This window comes from Nocardia sp. NPDC052112 (assembly GCF_040680135.1).
Lineage (GTDB): Bacteria > Actinomycetota > Actinomycetes > Mycobacteriales > Mycobacteriaceae > Nocardia.
Genome location: NZ_JBFAWD010000004.1, coordinates 238,744 through 255,452 on the forward strand (window position 1 = coordinate 238,744; position 16,709 = coordinate 255,452).

The window sequence follows — 16,709 nt, forward strand, 5'->3', positions numbered from 1 at the left end:
ATGGACCGACGAGGCTGGGAGTTAGCCTCGACGAGACTCAGTGGGTGGTGAACAGACCGGCGTTCGTTCGGAAGTAGATGTAGAGCAGGGGTGGTACCAAACCGCAGAGCAGGAGGAGAAGGGTGCGCCAGTCGCTGCCCAGGAGGATGTCGCCACCGGGGCCGCTGACGGAGCAGGTCAGGAACCCGAGGGTCCAGGCAACGAGGGGGAGGATCATGACGCTGACGCGGTGGCTTATGGAACGCACTCCCATGACCAGCAGGATGTTCACCACTCCGGCCAGCACTGCGGACAGGGGGAAGGCGACGGTGTCGATGTAGGCGGGGAGGTAGAGGACCTCCAGGGCGAGGGTGATCAGGGCATCCAGGACCAAGATGCTGATGATCACCGGACCGAGGGGCAGGGATTCGTGAGCGCCGTAGGTGCGGTTCGATGCCTTGTCGAAGGTGACGCTCACGGCTCCGCCTCGCTGACGCTCGGCTCCACCGTGCGCGTCGGCGCGCTGTATCGATGGTTCACCCGCTGACGCTCGCTCACGGCTCCGCCCCGCTGACGCTCGGCTCCACCGTGCGCGTCGGCGCGCTGTATCGATGGTTCACCCGCTGACGCTCGCTCACGCGACCGGCGGGAAACCGAGAAGGGTGAGCAGATGGCTCTGCATATCGACGAACGCGTACAACACCGACATGTAGATGTCGTGCTGTTGCTGCGCGCCGGGGCGCAGGCTGTCCACAAAGGCAGCGATGGCGTTCTGCAGATCCCAGTTGTACATGACCGGAGTCTATTCCGAAATCACTCACCTTCAATGGGGATGTTCGCGACAACGGGGAACTCACCGGTGTCGCCCCTGCGCATCTCCGCGATCGCGAGCACCCGCTTGCGAGCGGCGAACCAGCCGATGATCAGCGCCGGGATGAGCACCACGAGCGAGGCGACGGTCCAGGTGCCGACCGGATAGTCGATGCCGGTGAGCACCACCACGAAGAACAGGAATACCAGCGTGATCAGGCCCGTCCACGGCGCACCCCACATGCGGAACTGCGGCCGCCGGAGTTTGCCCTGTTTCCACCAGCGCCACAGCTGCAGTTGGCACAGCACAATGGTGGCCCAGGAGGCGATAATGCCGAGCGAGGCCATATTCAGCACGATTTCGAAGGCACGCTCGGGCACGATGCCATTGAGCGCGATACCGCACAGCGCGATCAGGCTGGTCAGCATGATGCCGCCATAGGGCACACCATTGCTGCCCATCACCCCGGTGAACTCGGGCGCGCTGCCGTTCATCGACATCGACCGCAGAATGCGCCCGGTGGAGTACAGTCCCGCATTCAGACTGGAGAAGGCGGCCGTCAGCACCACGACATTCATGACGCTGCCGATACCGGGCACCCCGAGCATGGTGAAGAAGGTGACGAACGGGCTCTCACCGGACTTGAAGGCGGTGTAGGGCAGCAGCAGTCCGAGCAACACGAGCGAGCCGACGTAGAAGACCGCGATCCGCAGGATGACCGAATTGATCGCGCGCGGCATGATCTTCGCCGGATTCTCCGTCTCCCCCGCTGCGGTGCCCACCAATTCCACAGCGGCATAAGCGAATACGACGCCCGAGGTCACCACGACCAGCGGCAGGAGCCCGGTCGGAAACAGTCCGCCGTGTGCGGTGACCACGCTCGGACCGGTCGCCGCGCCCTCGACGGTGAACCGGCCGATCAGGAATACCGTGCCGATGATCAGGAACGCACTCAGTGCGGCGACCTTGACCAACGCGGCCCAGAATTCCATCTCACCGAACCACTTGACCGAGACCAGATTGACCCCGAGGACGAGCACCAGCGCGATGAGCGCAAGCACCCACTGCGGAACATGCGTGAATCCGGCCCAGTAGTGAAAATATTGGGCAATCGCGGTGGTATCGGCGATCCCGGTCATCGACCAATTGAGGAAGTACATCCATCCGGCGATGAATGCGGCCTTCTCACCGAAGAATTCACGGGCATAGGAAACGAACGAACCCGACGAAGGCCGGTGCAGCACCAGCTCACCGAGCGCGCGCAGAATGAAGAATACGAAGACACCGCAGACCGCGTAGACCAGGAACAGCCCTGGTCCAGCACTCGAGAGCCGACCACCCGCGCCGAGGAACAGACCGGTGCCGATCGCGCCGCCCATGGCGATCATCTGGAGTTGACGCGGTTTGAGACTCTTGTGGTATCCGTGATCCTCGATGCTGAGGTGGGCCTTGTCGCCGACCGCTGTCATAAACCGCCATGTCCTCCGCATCGATGTCCGAGATCACAGAGACGGTACTCGCCGCCAGAATTAGCCGCGACAGCAACCCTCGAGCAACGCCAGGAAACCTACAGGCCCGCGAACAAATCGTGTTCTCGCCCGTCCGCCCCCACCGGACCGCGCGTACCACGGACCAAGACGTAGTGCTCTTCCGGAAGTACCGGCTGCGCAACATTGTTGGACAGCGCGAACTCCCGTCCCGACGGCGCGACCATCACTTGTGTGGCATGTGCCCGCAGCGCGGCGCGCTTGGCGGCCAGCGCATCGGACACGTCGATGGTGGTCGTCACCGTATGACTCGGCACGCTCGCGAGTTCACCGGCGGCGGGCAGCCGCCAGCCGCGCGGCAATGCGCCGGGCAACCCCGCAACGGTCCGCCGGGCCAGCGCCTCGGTGTGCAGACGCAACATATCGGCGTCGGTGACCGTCCAATAGAACTTCGGGGTGTCCCACCCCTGCTCGGCCGCCGCGGTCACCGCCGCCGAGGTGACCGAGTGCGCCCGAATATGGTCCGGATGTCCGTAGCCGCCGCGCGGGTCATAGCCGATCACCACCTCGGGCCGCAGTTCCAGCACGATCGCGGTCAACGCTGCCACCGCGGCGGCACCGGAATGCACGAAGGCCCGCGGATGCTCCGCCGCCGCGGTGCCCGCCATACCGGAGTCGCGCCAGCGGCCCGCACCGCCGAGGAAGTGTGGCGGACCGGCCTTCAGCGCGGCCAACGCCTCGGTCAGTTCCGTGATCCGGTGGCCACCCAACTGATCGGCGTGCTCAGCGGTCAGCAGCGCCCACTCGTCGCCGATCACCTCGCCCTCTTCACCAAGGGTGCAGGTCACCACCGTGACGGGTACGCCGCGGTGGCGGTAGTGCGCGATGGTGCCCCCGGTGGTGATGGACTCGTCGTCCGGGTGGGCGTGCACCAGCAGCAGTCCACCGGTCATGGGATCCTGCGCCACATCGCCGCATCACCGAAGATGCCGACCTGAATGGCACCGCTCAACGATGCACCGTCGACGCGCGGTCCGGATGCGGCGACCACATTGTCCTGCACGATCGGCAGTACCGTCGCCAATGCCCACAGCCGCGGCTCGGCATCGGCCAGCACCCGACCGACCTCGACACCGCGCAATGACTCGTCGATCGAGGGCTGCAGTCCAGGATCACAGATGCCCGACAAATTGCTCGGCGCCTTCTTGGCCGCCTCGACGGCGGTCTGCGAATCCCCGTTGCTCGCAGCGGTATCCACCGGCGGGCAGCCGTAACGCGATGCGAGCACGGTCGCCGGATCCGAACCGGCGACCTCCCAGCCGACGATGGCGTCCACGCCGCTCTCGAGGAGTTCCTTGCCGTAGAGGGTGTCCGCCGCGAGACTGCGCACGCTGGCATCGATTCCGGCACTGCGCAATTGGTCCGCCGCGGTATTCGCGACGGCGAGCGCGGTAGCGTCACCGGTCACCGCGCCGATCCGAATCGCCAGTGCCTTACCGTTTTTCGCGACCGATCGGGGGCGCGGCGCGGGTGAGGTCGGTGACTGCACCGGCGGTGTCTCCGGCGCCCGGCCATAACCCGCCTCGGCGAGCAGCGCGAACGCCTCCTCCGCGGACGCCCGCGGCGGCGCGGTCGGCGTGTACCCCGGGTCCGACGGTGTCAGGATCTGCGCACGCACCGGCTCGACCCAGCTACCGGTCTGCCCGGCGACCGTGGCCAGCAGCGTCGGATCGATCAGCGCGGTCACCCCGCGGCGCACCCGCGGATCGCTGAGATCGCCACTGCGCCCATTGATGACGAATTGCAGCTCACGCGACTGCGGCATGATCGCGGTGCGCACCGACGGGATCGCCGCCAACTGCGCCTGGGTCGCGACACCGCCGTGCACCAGCGCCATCTGCGCGTCACCGGTGCGCAACGAATCGGCCAGCTGCGCGGGAGTTCCGCCGCGGCGCAACAGAATCTGATCCGGTGCGGCCGGGGTTCCCCAGTACCGATCGTTGCGTTCGAGCAGGATCTCATCGCGGCCGCGGTCGGTCGATTTGATGCGGAAGTTGCCACCCGACACCTGAACTCCCTCGACAAGTCCAGTGGCGAAACCGCCGGGCTGATCCTTGATCAGATGGGAGGGCAGCAGATTCGTGAACAGCTCACGCCAGGCCGGATACGGCTCGGTCATCGTGACGGTGACCGTCTTACCGCCGCCGGAGGAGCTGATATCGGCAATGTGCCGATAGCCCGCCGGATCGACGACACCCGGCTGGGTGATCATCTGCTGCCACAGGAACCGGAAGTCCTCCGCCGCAATCGGCGCGCCATCGGACCAGTTCGCCTGGTTGCGCAGCGTATAGGTGATGGTGAACGGTTCCTGCGCGGTCACCTCGGCCGAGACCATCAGCGCGGTATCGGGCACCCATTCGGTGGCGCCGGGCACCGCCGGATTCGGCACCGGCCGGAACGGGCTGGGCAACACCATCGAACTCACCGCGGCGGTGGCCGGTGACTGGTCGGAACGCAAATGCGGATTGAACCCGATGCCGATGTCATCGATGGCCACCACGACAGTGTTCTTGCCGGGTTTGGCCGGCGTCGTCTTCGGGCTGTCGGTGCTCTCGATCGGCGGTGGCGGATTCGCGGTGCAGCCGGCGAGCACCACGGCCAAAGATCCGATGGAGGCAAGCGCCGCCATCTTGATCAGCATCGCGCGTCGTATAGCCCCCGTGCTCACGTGCCGCACTCTACTTGGCCGCGCGGCCGCGCGGCCGAACAGCGTGCCGACGCCGCTCACTCGCTGGGTATCCACGACTTTGCCGAAAAGACCCATGCCCGTTACAGCGCAGCCCGGTCCCGAGCCTTCCGTCGCGACAGTTCGCGCCCACGTTCGGTGGCACCGAGGATGACCTTGCGCACCCGCACGATCTCCGGTGTGACCTCGACACATTCATCGGCGGCACAGAACTCCATCGCCGCTTCCAGGTCGAGCTGCAGCGGCTTGGCGAGCGTCTCCATCACATCGGCCGTCGAGCTGCGCATATTGGTCAGCTTCTTCTCGCGGGTGACATTGATATCGAGATCCTCGGCACGCGGGTTGATGCCGACGACATGACCCTCGTAGGTATCCGCACCCGGTTCCACGAAGAACTGACCGCGATCGGCCAGCTGGATCATGGCGAACGGGGTCACCGAACCCGCCCGGTCGGAGACCAGCGAACCGGTGTGGCGGGCCCGGATCTCACCGGCCCACGGGGCGTAGCCGTGCGAGACCGCATTGGCGATACCGGTGCCGCGGGTCTCGGTGAGGAAGTCGGTGCGGAAGCCGATCAGACCGCGCGAGGGAACGATGAACTCCATCCGCACCCAACCCGCGGCGTGGTTGTTCATCTGGACCATCTTGCCCTTGCGGGCGGCCAGTAGCTGGGTGATCGCGCCGAGGTACTCGTCGGGGCAGTCGATGGTCAGCTCTTCGTAGGGCTCGTGGACCTTGCCGTCGACCTGCTTGGTGACCACCTGCGGCTTGCCGACGGTCAACTCGAAGCCTTCGCGACGCATCGTTTCGACCAGGATGGCCAGCGCCAGCTCACCGCGGCCCTGCACCTCCCAGGCATCCGGGCGGCCGATATCGAGCACGCGCAGCGAGACATTGCCGACCAGTTCGGCGTCCAGCCGCGACTTCACCATGCGAGCGGTCAACTTGTGACCCTGCACCCGGCCGACCAGCGGCGAGGTATTGGTACCGATGGTTACCGAGATGGCGGGCTCGTCGACCGTAATGCGTGGCAGCGCAACGGGATTGTCGACATCGGCGAGGGTGTCGCCGATCATGATGTCCGCGATACCCGCGATGGCGACGATATCTCCGGCCACCGCGACCTCACCGGGCTGCCGCTCGACGCCGACGGTCTGCAGCAACTCGGTGATCTTGACCTGCTTGACGCCGTCGGCATGCATCCACGCGACGTTCTGGCCCTTGCGCAGCTCACCGCTGTAGATGCGGACCAGCGCGAGCCGACCGAGGAAGGCCGAGGCATCGAGGTTGGTGACGTGCGCCTGCAGCGGTGCGCTCGGATCGCCCTTGGGCGCCGGGATGTTCTCCATCAGCACGTCGAACAGGGCGTCCAGGTTCTCCGCATCCGGCGCGCTGCCGTTCTCGGGACGTTGTTTGGAGGCCTTGCCCTCACGGCCGGAGGCGTAGAGGACCGGCAGGTCCAGCGCGAGTTCGGCGGCCTCGGCGGCCTCGTCGTCCAGATCGGAGGCGAGGTCGAGCAGCAGATCGTGGCTCTCCTCGACGACCTCTTCGATGCGGGCGTCGGGGCGGTCGGTCTTGTTCACCACCAGGATGACCGGCAGCTTCGCGGCCAGCGCCTTGCGCAGCACGAAGCGGGTCTGCGGCAGCGGTCCCTCGGAGGCGTCGACCAGCAGCACGACACCGTCGACCATGGACAGACCGCGCTCGACCTCGCCGCCGAAGTCGGCGTGGCCGGGGGTATCGATGACGTTGATCACGGTGACCGAACCATCCGGGTGGTGCCGGTGCACCGCGGTGTTCTTGGCGAGAATGGTGATGCCCTTCTCGCGCTCCAGGTCACCGGAGTCCATCACACGATCGACGAGTTCGGCGCGCTCGGCGAAGGCGCCGGACTGGCGCAGCATGGCGTCGACCAGCGTCGTCTTGCCGTGGTCGACGTGGGCCACGATGGCGACGTTGCGAAAATCGCGTGCAGACGACACGCCTCAATCCTCCTGCTGTTGGGTGTTGACGTCGGCTGCACCCGTTGTTTGGCGTGGTCGGGCCCCTGCGTGGTTACGCAGGCTTCCTCCTCCGGGTTCTGACGATCACGCCAGGCACCCTGCAAACAGGTGGAGAATCGAAACTCACCGGGCATTGCGGCCAGTTACACAGTACCGGCATCCCGGTGGTTCGCAGACCACGCACCGGGCTAAGGGTATGCTAACCAACTATGGGCAAGGTCAAGGCGAAGAAGGTTTCCAGCCTGAAACCCAAGAAGAAGTGCTGTCGCAAAAAAACGCGCTGCTTGAAGTGCCCTGTCGTCATCATGCGGATGAAACGCCTGGAAGCGGCCGGTTGCTGCGGTAAGGAACTGAAGAAGGGCCTCGCGAAAGCCCGCGCCGCCTGATCGAGCGATTTCGCGCACCCTCGGATCGAGTGATGCCTTTGCGGCCGTCGGGGTACAACTCGGATATGAGCGAACGCAGTGAGCGAACAAACAACACAGCCGCCCGAGCGGTCATGCCGGAGCCGAGCGTCAGCGAGGTGCAGGCATGAGCGCTCCGAAACTAACTGAGGCGGAACTCACCGAGGCTTTGACCGAATTGTCGGATTGGACCCGGTCCGGCGACACCATCACCCGCACGATCGAGGCCAAGACCTTCCCGGCGGGCATCGAACTCGTGCGTCGGGTCGCCGAAGTCGCCGAGAACGCGAACCATCATCCGGATATCGATATCCGCTGGCGTCGCGTGAGTTTTACCCTCTCGACCCACGACTCGGGCGGACTCACCGCACTGGACGTGTCGCTGGCTCGCGAGATAGATCGGCTTGCGGCGCAATCCGATTGACCATGCGCCCGGACCAGATCACCCAGGCGTAGAGCGCCAGCACGCCGACCACATCTACGGTGCCGAGCCACGACAGCACCCCCGGCCGCGAGATGGTCCAGATCGACGGCTGGGCGAACGAGAGCACCCATGGCACGCCGACCAATGTGGTGACCAGCCAATACCCGGCGAGGATCCGAGCGCCCGGCGCCTGCCGCAGCGGCCCGTACACCAACCACATCACCGTGGGCAGCAGCCAGACGAAGTGATGCGACCACGAGATGGGCGAAACCATCAGCCCGAACAGCTGCACGATGATCAGGGTGCCCAACCGATCGTCGGGCCCCAGTGCGCGCCAAGCGAGGAAGGCCAGCGCGGCCACGATCACGACGGCCGCCAGCCACCACGGTCCGGATTTCACGTCATGGCCGAGTAGACGACTCGAGGCGCCGCGCAGCGACTGATTCCAGACCGAGCCCACCGGACCGATCCGATCCGCATCACCGAGCAGCGTGCCGAAGTACCGCCCGGCCTCCTTGTGGTTGATCAGGAAGCTGACCCCGACCGTCGCACCGAAAACCACCGCCGACCACAGCGCGGTCCCCCAGCGGCGTCGGGCCACGAAGTACAGCCCCGAAATCGCTGGTGTCAGTTTGATTCCCGCGATCACACCGATCAGGCCGCCGGACAGCCACCATCTCGAACTGCGCACCGCGAGCATGGCCCCGAGCACCAGGAACACATTGACCTGGCCGTAGTCGATCGTGGTCCGCACCGGCTCCATCCAGATACCGATCGCCGTCCACCAGACCGCGGCGGTGCGCCACCGCGGCTCGCGCATCCGCTCCGCGCCGAGGATCAATTCGAAGGCGATCCACACCACTGCATACAGCGCGACGGCAATGGCAAGCAGCCAGAACACCGCGATCACGGTGAACGGGAAATAGTGCAGCGGGAAGAACACCAGCGCCGCGAACGGCGGGTAGGTGAACGGCAGCGGGAAGTCCGGGGTCTTCTCGGCGTAGGTGAAGTCGTAGAGGCGGTCGGTCAGCAGGTCCGCCGAACCGTCGACATAGACGTGCAGATCGACGAGATTCATCCCGTTCTTCGACAGCAACATCCACAGCAGCCTGGCCAACACGGACAGACCGAGCACCGGCACAGCCAATCGGAGGCTTCGGTTCAATTCGCAAGCTTTCGAGTCGGTTCCGGGAAGGCTGTGCCTAGCCTAACCGCCGCCGTGAGAGATCCCAGCAATCCCCCGGACCGACCCCGGCATGAACGGTCGAGCCCGGAGGAGGTAGCTTGCGTGACCACGCTGGGCTCCGCTCATTCCTCATCGACACGGCATGGGCGGTCGAGCCCGGACGAGGTGGCTTGCGGGCTCCGCTCATTTGTCGACACAGCGTGCGCGATCGGGCCCGGAACAGGTAGCTTTCGTACCGCACAGTCTGCCCCGGCAGCAGATAATCATTGATAACATTTGCATCACCTTTAACTCTGGTAACACGAGACAAGCGCTACCGTCTGATAACACTGATCGTCCACAACAGAAGTAGGGGCACGGCGGCTGTACAACACGGCAGTCATGTCCCTAGAGTGACCCCGAAACGATGGCTTTTTGCATCGCTCCTGTGATGTACCCGAGGTTAAGGACGGCTAGACCAGTGCTTCGCACCCGAGGATCGCGGATCATGTTGTCCGCGCTCGCCATCACAGCGAGCGCTTCGCTCGCTGTGCCGTCGACGGCAGTCGCGGCACCGGCCCCCGCGCCCGTCGCATCGAGGAACACCATTCCGATGATTCCCGAGGGCGTCCCGATCGATGCGATCGCCTCGCTGGCCCCGGCCATTGTCGGCGCCATCGCCGGGCCGGCCGATGCCAAGCCCATCGCGGATGCCCCGAAGAACACCATCCTCGATCAGGTCCGGGCGCTGCTCAACGCGCTGAACCTGCCGCCGCAGATCAAGTCCACGCTGGAACGGATCATCACCTTCCTGGACGGCAGCGGTGGCGGTGGCCCGGAGGTCCCGCAGGGCGGCCCGGCCATCTCGCAGTTCCTCTACCCGAGCATCGGCAAGGGCTGCATCGGCCCCGGTGCCGATTCGGTCGGCACCGCGCTCGCCGTCCCCGGACCGGCCGAGCTGCCGCCGCCCGGACCGCAGGCCGGTCAGACCGGATTCGTCTTCACCGCACTCGGCACCAAGGGGCCGACACCGGAGCAGAATCCGCCGATGACGGTCCAGTGGCTGAACCTCGACACCCGTCAGTCCGGCGTCCAGCCGTTGACCGATGAGGCGAAGATCAACCCGGACGGTCCGGCCACGCTCTCGGCGATCGTCAACACCGGCTCGGGCCGGGTCGTCGCGGTCGTCGGCGGTTCGCTGACTACCAAGGCCGATGACGCCGACCCGCGCACCTGCTCATTCCTGCCGATGCTGGGCTTCTTCGTCGTCGCTTAGTAAGTGCTTGCGAAGCCCGGTGGCCCTGACGGGTCACCGGGCTTCGCTGCTGTCGACACACATTGTGCGAATCGTCGCGATAGCGCGCCGTCATGAAGGGACTGTGGTAGACCAAAGCCATGGCGACTGTCGATGATTCGCTTCGGTCCCGTTCCGCGATCCACCCGGGTCATTCGATCCGGAGCAGGCGTTCGCATCGATCGATCCTGTCCATCCGCTCCGAAGGCTCGATCCTGTCCATCGGCTCGGCCTATTCGATCCTCTCGATCGGCAGTGTGGGTTCGGTGCTGTCCATCGGAGCCGTCGGTTCCCTCGGTTCGGTGATCTCGTCCTTCTCCATCGGCAGCCTCGGCTCCGCCTTCTCCGGTATCTCCCGCTGGTCCCTCTTCTCCTGGCGCGGGGACCACGAGGCCCCCGACAACCGCCCCACCCTCCGCGTCGTCCCCGACGACGAACCCGAACTCCGCCTAGCCCCCACCCGTCACTGCCAAACCTGAACCCATCGAGATCAGGTGGAATTCATGGCGGGCATCGGGCGAGGGAAGCCGCCGCCACCGATTCGGATCACCACTGGCCGTATTCGGGGGTGAGGATGTTGTTGATGTCTACGGCGACGCCGTCGATGGCGTGGCTGTCGATTTCGATCTGGTGTAGGTGTGCGGCGGGGTGTATGTAGCCCTTGGGGGTGCCCCAGTTGTGCTGCCAGTACCAGGTCCCCAGGCCGGCGGCGCGAGCGAGGTCGATAGTCGGCGCGTTGGCGTAGATGCCGACGTTCTGTTTGCCGAGCACCGACTCCCAACCGAGGATGTAGGGCGCGATCATCGTCGCGAAATCGGCCGGGGTCGGATTGTCGTCGATGGAGGCGTAGATCGGCCGGTTCTCCGGACCGCCCGCAGCGAGGTGCAGTTCCAGGCCACGATCGGCATGCTTCTTACCCGCCTCCAGCCCACCGCGCCAGTCGGCGGTCGCGCCCTTGCCGAACTGGTAGTTCGACACGATCGTCAGCCCGGCAGCATGCAGTTGATCGACCTCCTTGGCGCGTAGCGGCTTACCCTCCATCCATTCGGCGCCCGGACGGCGATCGGAGACGTAGCGGATGACGCCGAGGTGACCGTCATCCCGAATCGCACCGGCGGCGGGAACGCCACCCGCGTAGTCGACGAGAGTGCCGAGCACACCGGCCGCCGAAGCGTTGGGCGCGGCGATTCCGACGGCGGCGGCCGCGGCGGTGTAGGCGAACAGCTGGCGGCGAGACACAGAAATGGAACGCATCGCAGGACTCCTTCGCGCAAACCCGACATGGACAGGTAGCGTGCCCGGCGCACCTTCCCCAAGGTCCACTCGCGCGCCGGGAGCCTCGAACGTGCACTCATTTCACCATATTCACATTGGAACCGCTAGACCCACTGGAAACAGGAATTCACACTTGTCACACCGGTCAAGCGTGGGGTTCTAGGCGATGCCGTCGATCCGCGCCGCGACATCGATTGTGCGGCCCGAGCTATCGCTGAGCTCTTCGCGCACCACCCCGGCCACCTGCTCGACGACCTGTTTCTTGATACCGGCCAGCACACCCAGCGTCGCGGCCCGCATCCCGCGCGCCTTGAACTCCAGCCGCAGCTCATCGGCCGCCGGCGGCGGCACATCGATGACGACCAGCAGCGGATCGGCCGCGCGCGCGATCAGCACCAGCGGTATCTCGACATCGGCGCGATAGTGGTTGGCCTTGAGCACATCGACGGTGATATCCAGGCTCACCGGCAGGGTCAGATCGAAGGCCACCGGCTCGTCCGAGCGATCCGTCAACCGCGGCGTACGAACGTTGCCCTGCACCGTGACCGTGGCGGAGTCACGCGGTCCGGCGCGCAGCGGCCCGACCTCGATCGGACGGCCCGCCATGTGCTCGATGAATTCGAAGACCCGATCACGGGTCACGATGCGGGAGAAGAACTGATATCCGAATTCGTCGTAGCCGATCCAGTCGAATGCGGCCTGGTAGAGGTGTTCGGAACGGACGCCGTTGATAATGGCCTCGACGTCGAAGATCCGGCCGCGCCGCGCCTGCGGTTCGGCGAGCATCGCATTCACCCGATTTGCGACCTCGCGCTGCACCACTCCGGCGATCGGATCGAGCAACCATTCCCAGGCCGATTCGATGGCCTGGGCGCGCAGTACGAAGCTGACATCTCGCGAGCCGATCGGCGGGATATCGATGACGATGAGCAGCGGATCCGCGGTGCGCGCATGCAGCGTGAGATCGATTTCGGCGACCGCCTCCAGCCGCAATTTCCGCCCGCCGAGCAGCACCTTGACCGACATCGTCAGCGGCACGGTCACCTCGAAGGTGATATGCGGGCCGTTGCGCAGAATGACCGGCTTGCCCACCTTGCCCTCGGCCATGAATCCGGCCAAACCCACTGGTCCGAGGGAGAAGGGGCCGATGGTCACGCCGTGATCGGTCATCGCGGAGACCGCGGCCTCGATCCGTTCCGCCGTCACCGCGTGGGTGACGAACCGTTCCCCGAAGTCGGCATAGTCGATCCACACGGGATCACCGGCCTTTTCCTCGATTGGCAGCATCAGAGTTTCCGAAACCCTCACCTCTCAACGGACAACCGACACGGTACGCGACGCAGATTTCGGCGAGGTCGGGCCGACATCCCCCACCCAGGGGTCCCTGTCCTGCTGATGAGGGGGTAGCAGGACAGGGACCGTAGACGGCGCTGCCGGGCGCCGCCTAGTCAATGGTAAGTGCTAGCGGAGGACCCGCCGACAAGGCATAGCCACTGGAAAGACCGGCTGAGTACCAACACTATTCACAATCGGCCGAATCCCACCACCCCAGGTATCTCCGCCAGTGCGAAACGGTGGATCGCGACCTCGCCGAATTCGTTGCCACCCATCGTGGTCACGGTCCCGTTCGTGGCCGTGAGCACGAAATTCGTGTGCTGGCTGAAGGGACTCCCCTCGGCGTAGAGCAGCACGTCACCGGTGCGCGGCCGATATCCCGAACCGATCGGCGCGAAGCGATCCGCGTCCTGGTAGTACTCCTGCAGCGTGTACACGCCCGGAATCCGCCAGGATCCGGAATTCGGATTGGCCAACGGCGCATCCGCCTCCCGCAGCACCCAGCTCACGAAGTCGGCGCACCACGGTTCGTCGGCTCCCTCGGCGTACTTCGGACCGTCGCCAGGTGCCTTGAATTCCCGTTCCAGGACCGCGACGATCCGTGCCTGTGCGGGGTCGAGCCCGGACCTGTCGATCGCGGGAAATGCGGTCAAGCGGTCTCCGGCTATCGCGGGCTCTGCGTGATCCTGCCACCAGCGCACCCCGACCACACCGGCCGCGACCAACGCAACAACTACCAGGCCGAGCACCGGCCAGACATATCGTCGCCGCTCGGCCGTCTCATGCACCGACATGCTCCCCTCCAGGATTCGACTCTTGACTATTAGGACGAACGGACCGGCCCCGAGGTTCCGCGGATGTGGTCGAGGTTGGGGACTGTCCGAATTTCCTGTCGACGCATGACATTCGGTGATAGCCTGCGGTGGTCTTGGGATGCGGCGAAAACCAAACCGTATGTCGGGAAATCGTTTTGGTAGGTCGTCTACACAAGTTGTGTCCGACGTCAAAAGCTCGATGGAAACCAGATAAGACCCGGCGTTGCAGGGCGGCGGTACTGCCACGAGCAGACCTGCGACTTCGGTTGCAGGCCAACTCTGATGGAGTAATTCGTCAGGTCGTGCAAGCGTGCCGCACTTGTTGACACGTTTCACGAACGGAGGTACGGCCCTGGACACACTGTGGACGTTCGTGGTGCATCGACGCGCACAGCTGATCACCGATTCGTATTTGCATGTCTCGGCGGTGGTGCAGTCGTTGCTGCTCGCGACGATCGTGGCCGTGCTGATAGGGGTACTGGTCTACCGGAGCCCGTTCGGATCCTCGGCGGCTACGGCGCTGGCAAGCGCCGTACTCACTGTCCCATCGTTCGCGCTGCTCGGACTGCTGATTCCATTCCTCGGACTCGGCGTCGGCCCGACCGTCACCGCTCTGGTGCTCTATGCCCTGCTGCCGATTCTGCGCAACACCATCATCGGGTTGGCCTCGGTGGATCCGGCGATCGTGGACGCCGCGCGCGGGGTCGGCATGAATCGGCTCCGGGTGCTCGCGCGCATCGAACTGCCGCTGGCCTGGCCATCGATTCTGACCGGGATGCGGGTCAGCACCCAGATGATCATGGGCATTCTGGCCATTGCCGCCTATGCCAAGGGGCCCGGACTCGGCAATCTGATCTTCTCCGGCCTCGCCCGCCTCGGCAGTCCGAATGCGGTGCCGCAGGCGCTGGTCGGCACGATGCTGATCGTCGTGCTCGCGCTGATCCTCGATGGGATCTTCGTCATCGTCGGGCGTCTCACCACCTCGAGGGGAATACGTGACTGATACCGAAATCCGCGGCGACAGTACGGCATCGGCGGTATCCGGCGTCGAGATCGTGCTCGACGAGGTCACCAAACACTATCCGGGCCAACGCGATCCGGCCGTCGACCGGGTTTCGCTGACCATCCCGGCAGGCGAAATCGTCGTCCTGGTCGGGCCGTCCGGCTGCGGTAAGACCACCACCATGCGGATGATCAACCGCCTGATCGAACCGACCTCGGGCACCATCATGATCGGCGGACGCGACGTCACCGGCGTGAATCCGGACCAATTGCGCAGGGGCATAGGCTATTCCATCCAGCAGGCCGGGCTGTTCCCGCATCTGACGGTCGCGAAAAACGTTGCGACCGTGCCCGGTCTGATCGGATGGAACCGCAAGAAGGTCGCCGCGCGGACCGACGAAATGCTCGAGCTGGTCGGCCTCGATCCCGATACCTACCGCAACCGCTACCCCAGACAGCTTTCGGGCGGCCAGCAGCAGCGTGTCGGCGTGGCGCGTGCCTTGGCGGCCGATCCGCCGGTGCTGCTGATGGACGAGCCGTTCGGCGCGGTCGATCCGATCACCCGCGGCCTGCTGCAGGACGAACTGCTGCGCCTGCAATCCGAACTGGGCAAGACCATCGTGTTCGTCACCCACGACTTCAACGAGGCGGTGAAGCTCGGCGATCGAATCGCGGTGCTGGGCAATCGATCTCGGATTCTGCAGTACGACACCCCGGCGGCGATCCTGGCCGATCCCGCGGATGAGACCGTGGCCGGTTTCGTCGGCGCGGATGCTTCGCTCAAACAGCTCACCCTGACCCGGGTCCGCGATGTCGAACTCGGCAACTGTCCGACGGCCCTGGACTCCGATTCGGTCGTCAGCGTCCGTGCCGCGCTGGCCGGACGGGACTGGCCGTGGGCATTGATCCTCGACGCGCAGCAGCGGCCGCTGCGCTGGGTGTCGAGTGAACAACTGGCACGGGCGAATTCATTGCACGAGGTCGGCTCGCCGGTCGGTGAGCAGTTGCCGCTGCAGTCGACACTGCAGGATGCGTTGGAGGCCTTGCTCGCCGAGCAGACCGCGACCGCGGTCGTCACCGGTCGACGCGGTGAATACGCCGGATTGATCACGATCGACACGCTCGTCGGCCATCTGTCGGCCATGCGCGCCACCCATGTGGGCGCGGAGACGGATGCGACGACATGACCACGGCGACCACCGCACCGGCCACGGCATCGCCGACGACACTGCGCCGGGCCGAGCGCATTCGGCTGCTCGTCCAACCGGCGCTCGTACTCTTACTGACCGCGGGCGTGCTGGTGTGGGCATTCCGGCGCGATCTCACCGTCACCCAGCAGGCCAGTATCAGCGTATCCAATATCGCGACCGTCACCTGGCAGCATGTGCTGATCACCGCGACAGTCGTGCTGATCGTCATCGCGGTGGCGGTGCCGCTGGGCACACTGCTCACCCGGCCCGGATACCGCCGTCTGGCACCGCTTTTCGTCGGCATCGCCAATATCGGCGCCGCCGCACCCGCGATCGGTCTGATCGTGCTGTTCTACCTCGCCACCCGCACCACCGGGTTCTGGATCGGCGTCGCGCCGATCGCGTTCTATTCGCTGCTTCCGGTGCTGCGCAATACGATCCTGGGCTATCAGCAGGTGGATGCCGCGGTCGTCGATGCCGGGCGCGGCCAGGGCATGTCGGCGCTGACGGTACTGCGCCGCATCGAATTTCCACTCGCCATCCCCTACATTCTCGCCGGGCTGCGCACCTCGCTCGTGCTCGCCGTGGGCACCGCGACGCTGTCGTTCCTGGTGAGCGCGGGTGGTCTCGGCATTCTGATCGATACCGGGTACAAGCTGCGCGATAACGTCACGCTGGCGGTCGGGGCCGTCCTCGCGGTGGCGCTGGCGCTGCTCGTCGACTGGCTCGGCGCATTGGCCGAACAGTACTTGGGACCCAGGGGGTTGAGGTGAGGGCGT

17 protein-coding genes are annotated in these 16,709 nt (G+C 65.4%); 7 read left to right on the plus strand and 10 right to left on the minus strand.

The window, feature by feature from the left end; translation table 11 throughout:
- Positions 1-37: 37 nt before the first annotated feature.
- The 6 genes from AB0L58_RS09505 to typA form a co-directional block, all read right to left on the minus strand.
- Positions 38-457, minus strand: coding sequence for a hypothetical protein (locus AB0L58_RS09505; protein WP_364383779.1), 420 nt, complete (start codon positions 455-457; stop codon positions 38-40).
- Between the two features lie 156 nt (positions 458-613).
- Positions 614-772, minus strand: a complete 159-nt coding sequence (locus AB0L58_RS09510) for a hypothetical protein (RefSeq protein WP_364383781.1) — start codon at positions 770-772, stop codon at positions 614-616.
- Between the two features lie 20 nt (positions 773-792).
- Positions 793-2,259 carry an amino acid permease gene (locus AB0L58_RS09515; protein ID WP_364383784.1) on the minus strand — a complete coding sequence of 489 codons (1,467 nt, stop codon included), beginning with the start codon at positions 2,257-2,259 and terminating at the stop codon, positions 793-795.
- Positions 2,260-2,357: 98 nt separating this feature from the next.
- On the minus strand, positions 2,358-3,230 hold the full coding sequence (gene mshB / locus AB0L58_RS09520; protein ID WP_364383786.1) for an N-acetyl-1-D-myo-inositol-2-amino-2-deoxy-alpha-D-glucopyranoside deacetylase: 873 nt from the start codon (positions 3,228-3,230) through the stop codon (positions 2,358-2,360).
- A complete protein-coding gene (locus tag AB0L58_RS09525; protein ID WP_364384550.1) occupies positions 3,227-4,966 on the minus strand; it encodes an ABC transporter family substrate-binding protein in 1,740 nt (579 codons plus the stop codon). The genes mshB and AB0L58_RS09525 overlap by 4 nt, the downstream gene beginning before the upstream one ends.
- A 140-nt stretch (positions 4,967-5,106) precedes the next feature.
- On the minus strand, positions 5,107-7,005 hold the full coding sequence (gene typA / locus AB0L58_RS09530) for a translational GTPase TypA (RefSeq protein ID WP_364383790.1): 1,899 nt from the start codon (positions 7,003-7,005) through the stop codon (positions 5,107-5,109).
- Between the two features lie 230 nt (positions 7,006-7,235).
- On the opposite strand from typA, the gene AB0L58_RS09535 reads away from it, so the two are divergent.
- Positions 7,236-7,412 carry a hypothetical protein gene (locus tag AB0L58_RS09535; RefSeq protein ID WP_364383793.1) on the plus strand — a complete coding sequence of 59 codons (177 nt, stop codon included), beginning with the start codon at positions 7,236-7,238 and terminating at the stop codon, positions 7,410-7,412.
- Between the two features lie 145 nt (positions 7,413-7,557).
- Complete coding sequence (locus AB0L58_RS09540; protein WP_364383796.1) at positions 7,558-7,854, plus strand: 4a-hydroxytetrahydrobiopterin dehydratase; 297 nt, start codon at positions 7,558-7,560, stop codon at positions 7,852-7,854.
- Here the strand turns inward: AB0L58_RS09540 and AB0L58_RS09545 are convergent.
- Positions 7,793-9,019 carry a mannosyltransferase gene (locus AB0L58_RS09545; protein WP_364383799.1) on the minus strand — a complete coding sequence of 409 codons (1,227 nt, stop codon included), beginning with the start codon at positions 9,017-9,019 and terminating at the stop codon, positions 7,793-7,795. The genes AB0L58_RS09540 and AB0L58_RS09545 overlap by 62 nt on opposite strands.
- Positions 9,020-9,527: 508 nt before the next feature.
- On the opposite strand from AB0L58_RS09545, the gene AB0L58_RS09550 reads away from it, so the two are divergent.
- Both AB0L58_RS09550 and AB0L58_RS09555 read left to right on the plus strand, forming a co-directional pair.
- The gene (locus AB0L58_RS09550) at positions 9,528-10,295 is read left to right on the plus strand and encodes a hypothetical protein (RefSeq protein ID WP_364383802.1); all 768 of its coding nucleotides are present in this window, start codon (positions 9,528-9,530) and stop codon (positions 10,293-10,295) included.
- Positions 10,296-10,414: 119 nt separating this feature from the next.
- Complete coding sequence (locus AB0L58_RS09555; protein ID WP_364383805.1) at positions 10,415-10,792, plus strand: hypothetical protein; 378 nt, start codon at positions 10,415-10,417, stop codon at positions 10,790-10,792.
- A 67-nt stretch (positions 10,793-10,859) separates the two neighbouring features.
- Here AB0L58_RS09555 and AB0L58_RS09560 read toward each other — a convergent pair whose 3' ends face one another.
- The 3 genes from AB0L58_RS09560 to AB0L58_RS09570 all read right to left on the minus strand — a co-directional run bounded on the left by AB0L58_RS09560 (position 10,860) and on the right by AB0L58_RS09570 (position 13,717).
- Positions 10,860-11,567, minus strand: coding sequence for a DUF1906 domain-containing protein (locus AB0L58_RS09560; protein ID WP_364383807.1), 708 nt, complete (start codon positions 11,565-11,567; stop codon positions 10,860-10,862).
- A 180-nt stretch (positions 11,568-11,747) separates the two neighbouring features.
- Entirely contained in the window at positions 11,748-12,875 is a 1,128-nt protein-coding gene (locus AB0L58_RS09565) for a hypothetical protein (protein WP_364383810.1), read from the minus strand.
- Between the two features lie 236 nt (positions 12,876-13,111).
- Positions 13,112-13,717: a CHAP domain-containing protein gene (locus tag AB0L58_RS09570; protein ID WP_364383813.1), complete on the minus strand. Its 606-nt coding sequence runs from the start codon at positions 13,715-13,717 to the stop codon at positions 13,112-13,114.
- 373 nt (positions 13,718-14,090) lie between these two features.
- Between AB0L58_RS09570 and AB0L58_RS09575 the strand changes: the two genes are divergently transcribed.
- Genes AB0L58_RS09575 through AB0L58_RS09585 form a run of 3 tightly spaced genes read left to right on the plus strand, consistent with a single transcriptional unit; the run spans position 14,091 to position 16,703 of the window.
- Positions 14,091-14,741, plus strand: a complete 651-nt coding sequence (locus tag AB0L58_RS09575; RefSeq protein WP_364384553.1) for an ABC transporter permease — start codon at positions 14,091-14,093, stop codon at positions 14,739-14,741.
- Positions 14,734-15,927, plus strand: a complete 1,194-nt coding sequence (locus tag AB0L58_RS09580) for an ATP-binding cassette domain-containing protein (protein WP_364383816.1) — start codon at positions 14,734-14,736, stop codon at positions 15,925-15,927. Before AB0L58_RS09575 ends, AB0L58_RS09580 begins: the two co-directional genes overlap by 8 nt.
- Positions 15,924-16,703 (plus strand): ABC transporter permease subunit, encoded by a 780-nt coding sequence (locus AB0L58_RS09585; protein ID WP_364383819.1) that lies wholly within the window; start codon positions 15,924-15,926, stop codon positions 16,701-16,703. The genes AB0L58_RS09580 and AB0L58_RS09585 overlap by 4 nt, the downstream gene beginning before the upstream one ends.
- Positions 16,704-16,709: the final 6 nt, after the last annotated feature.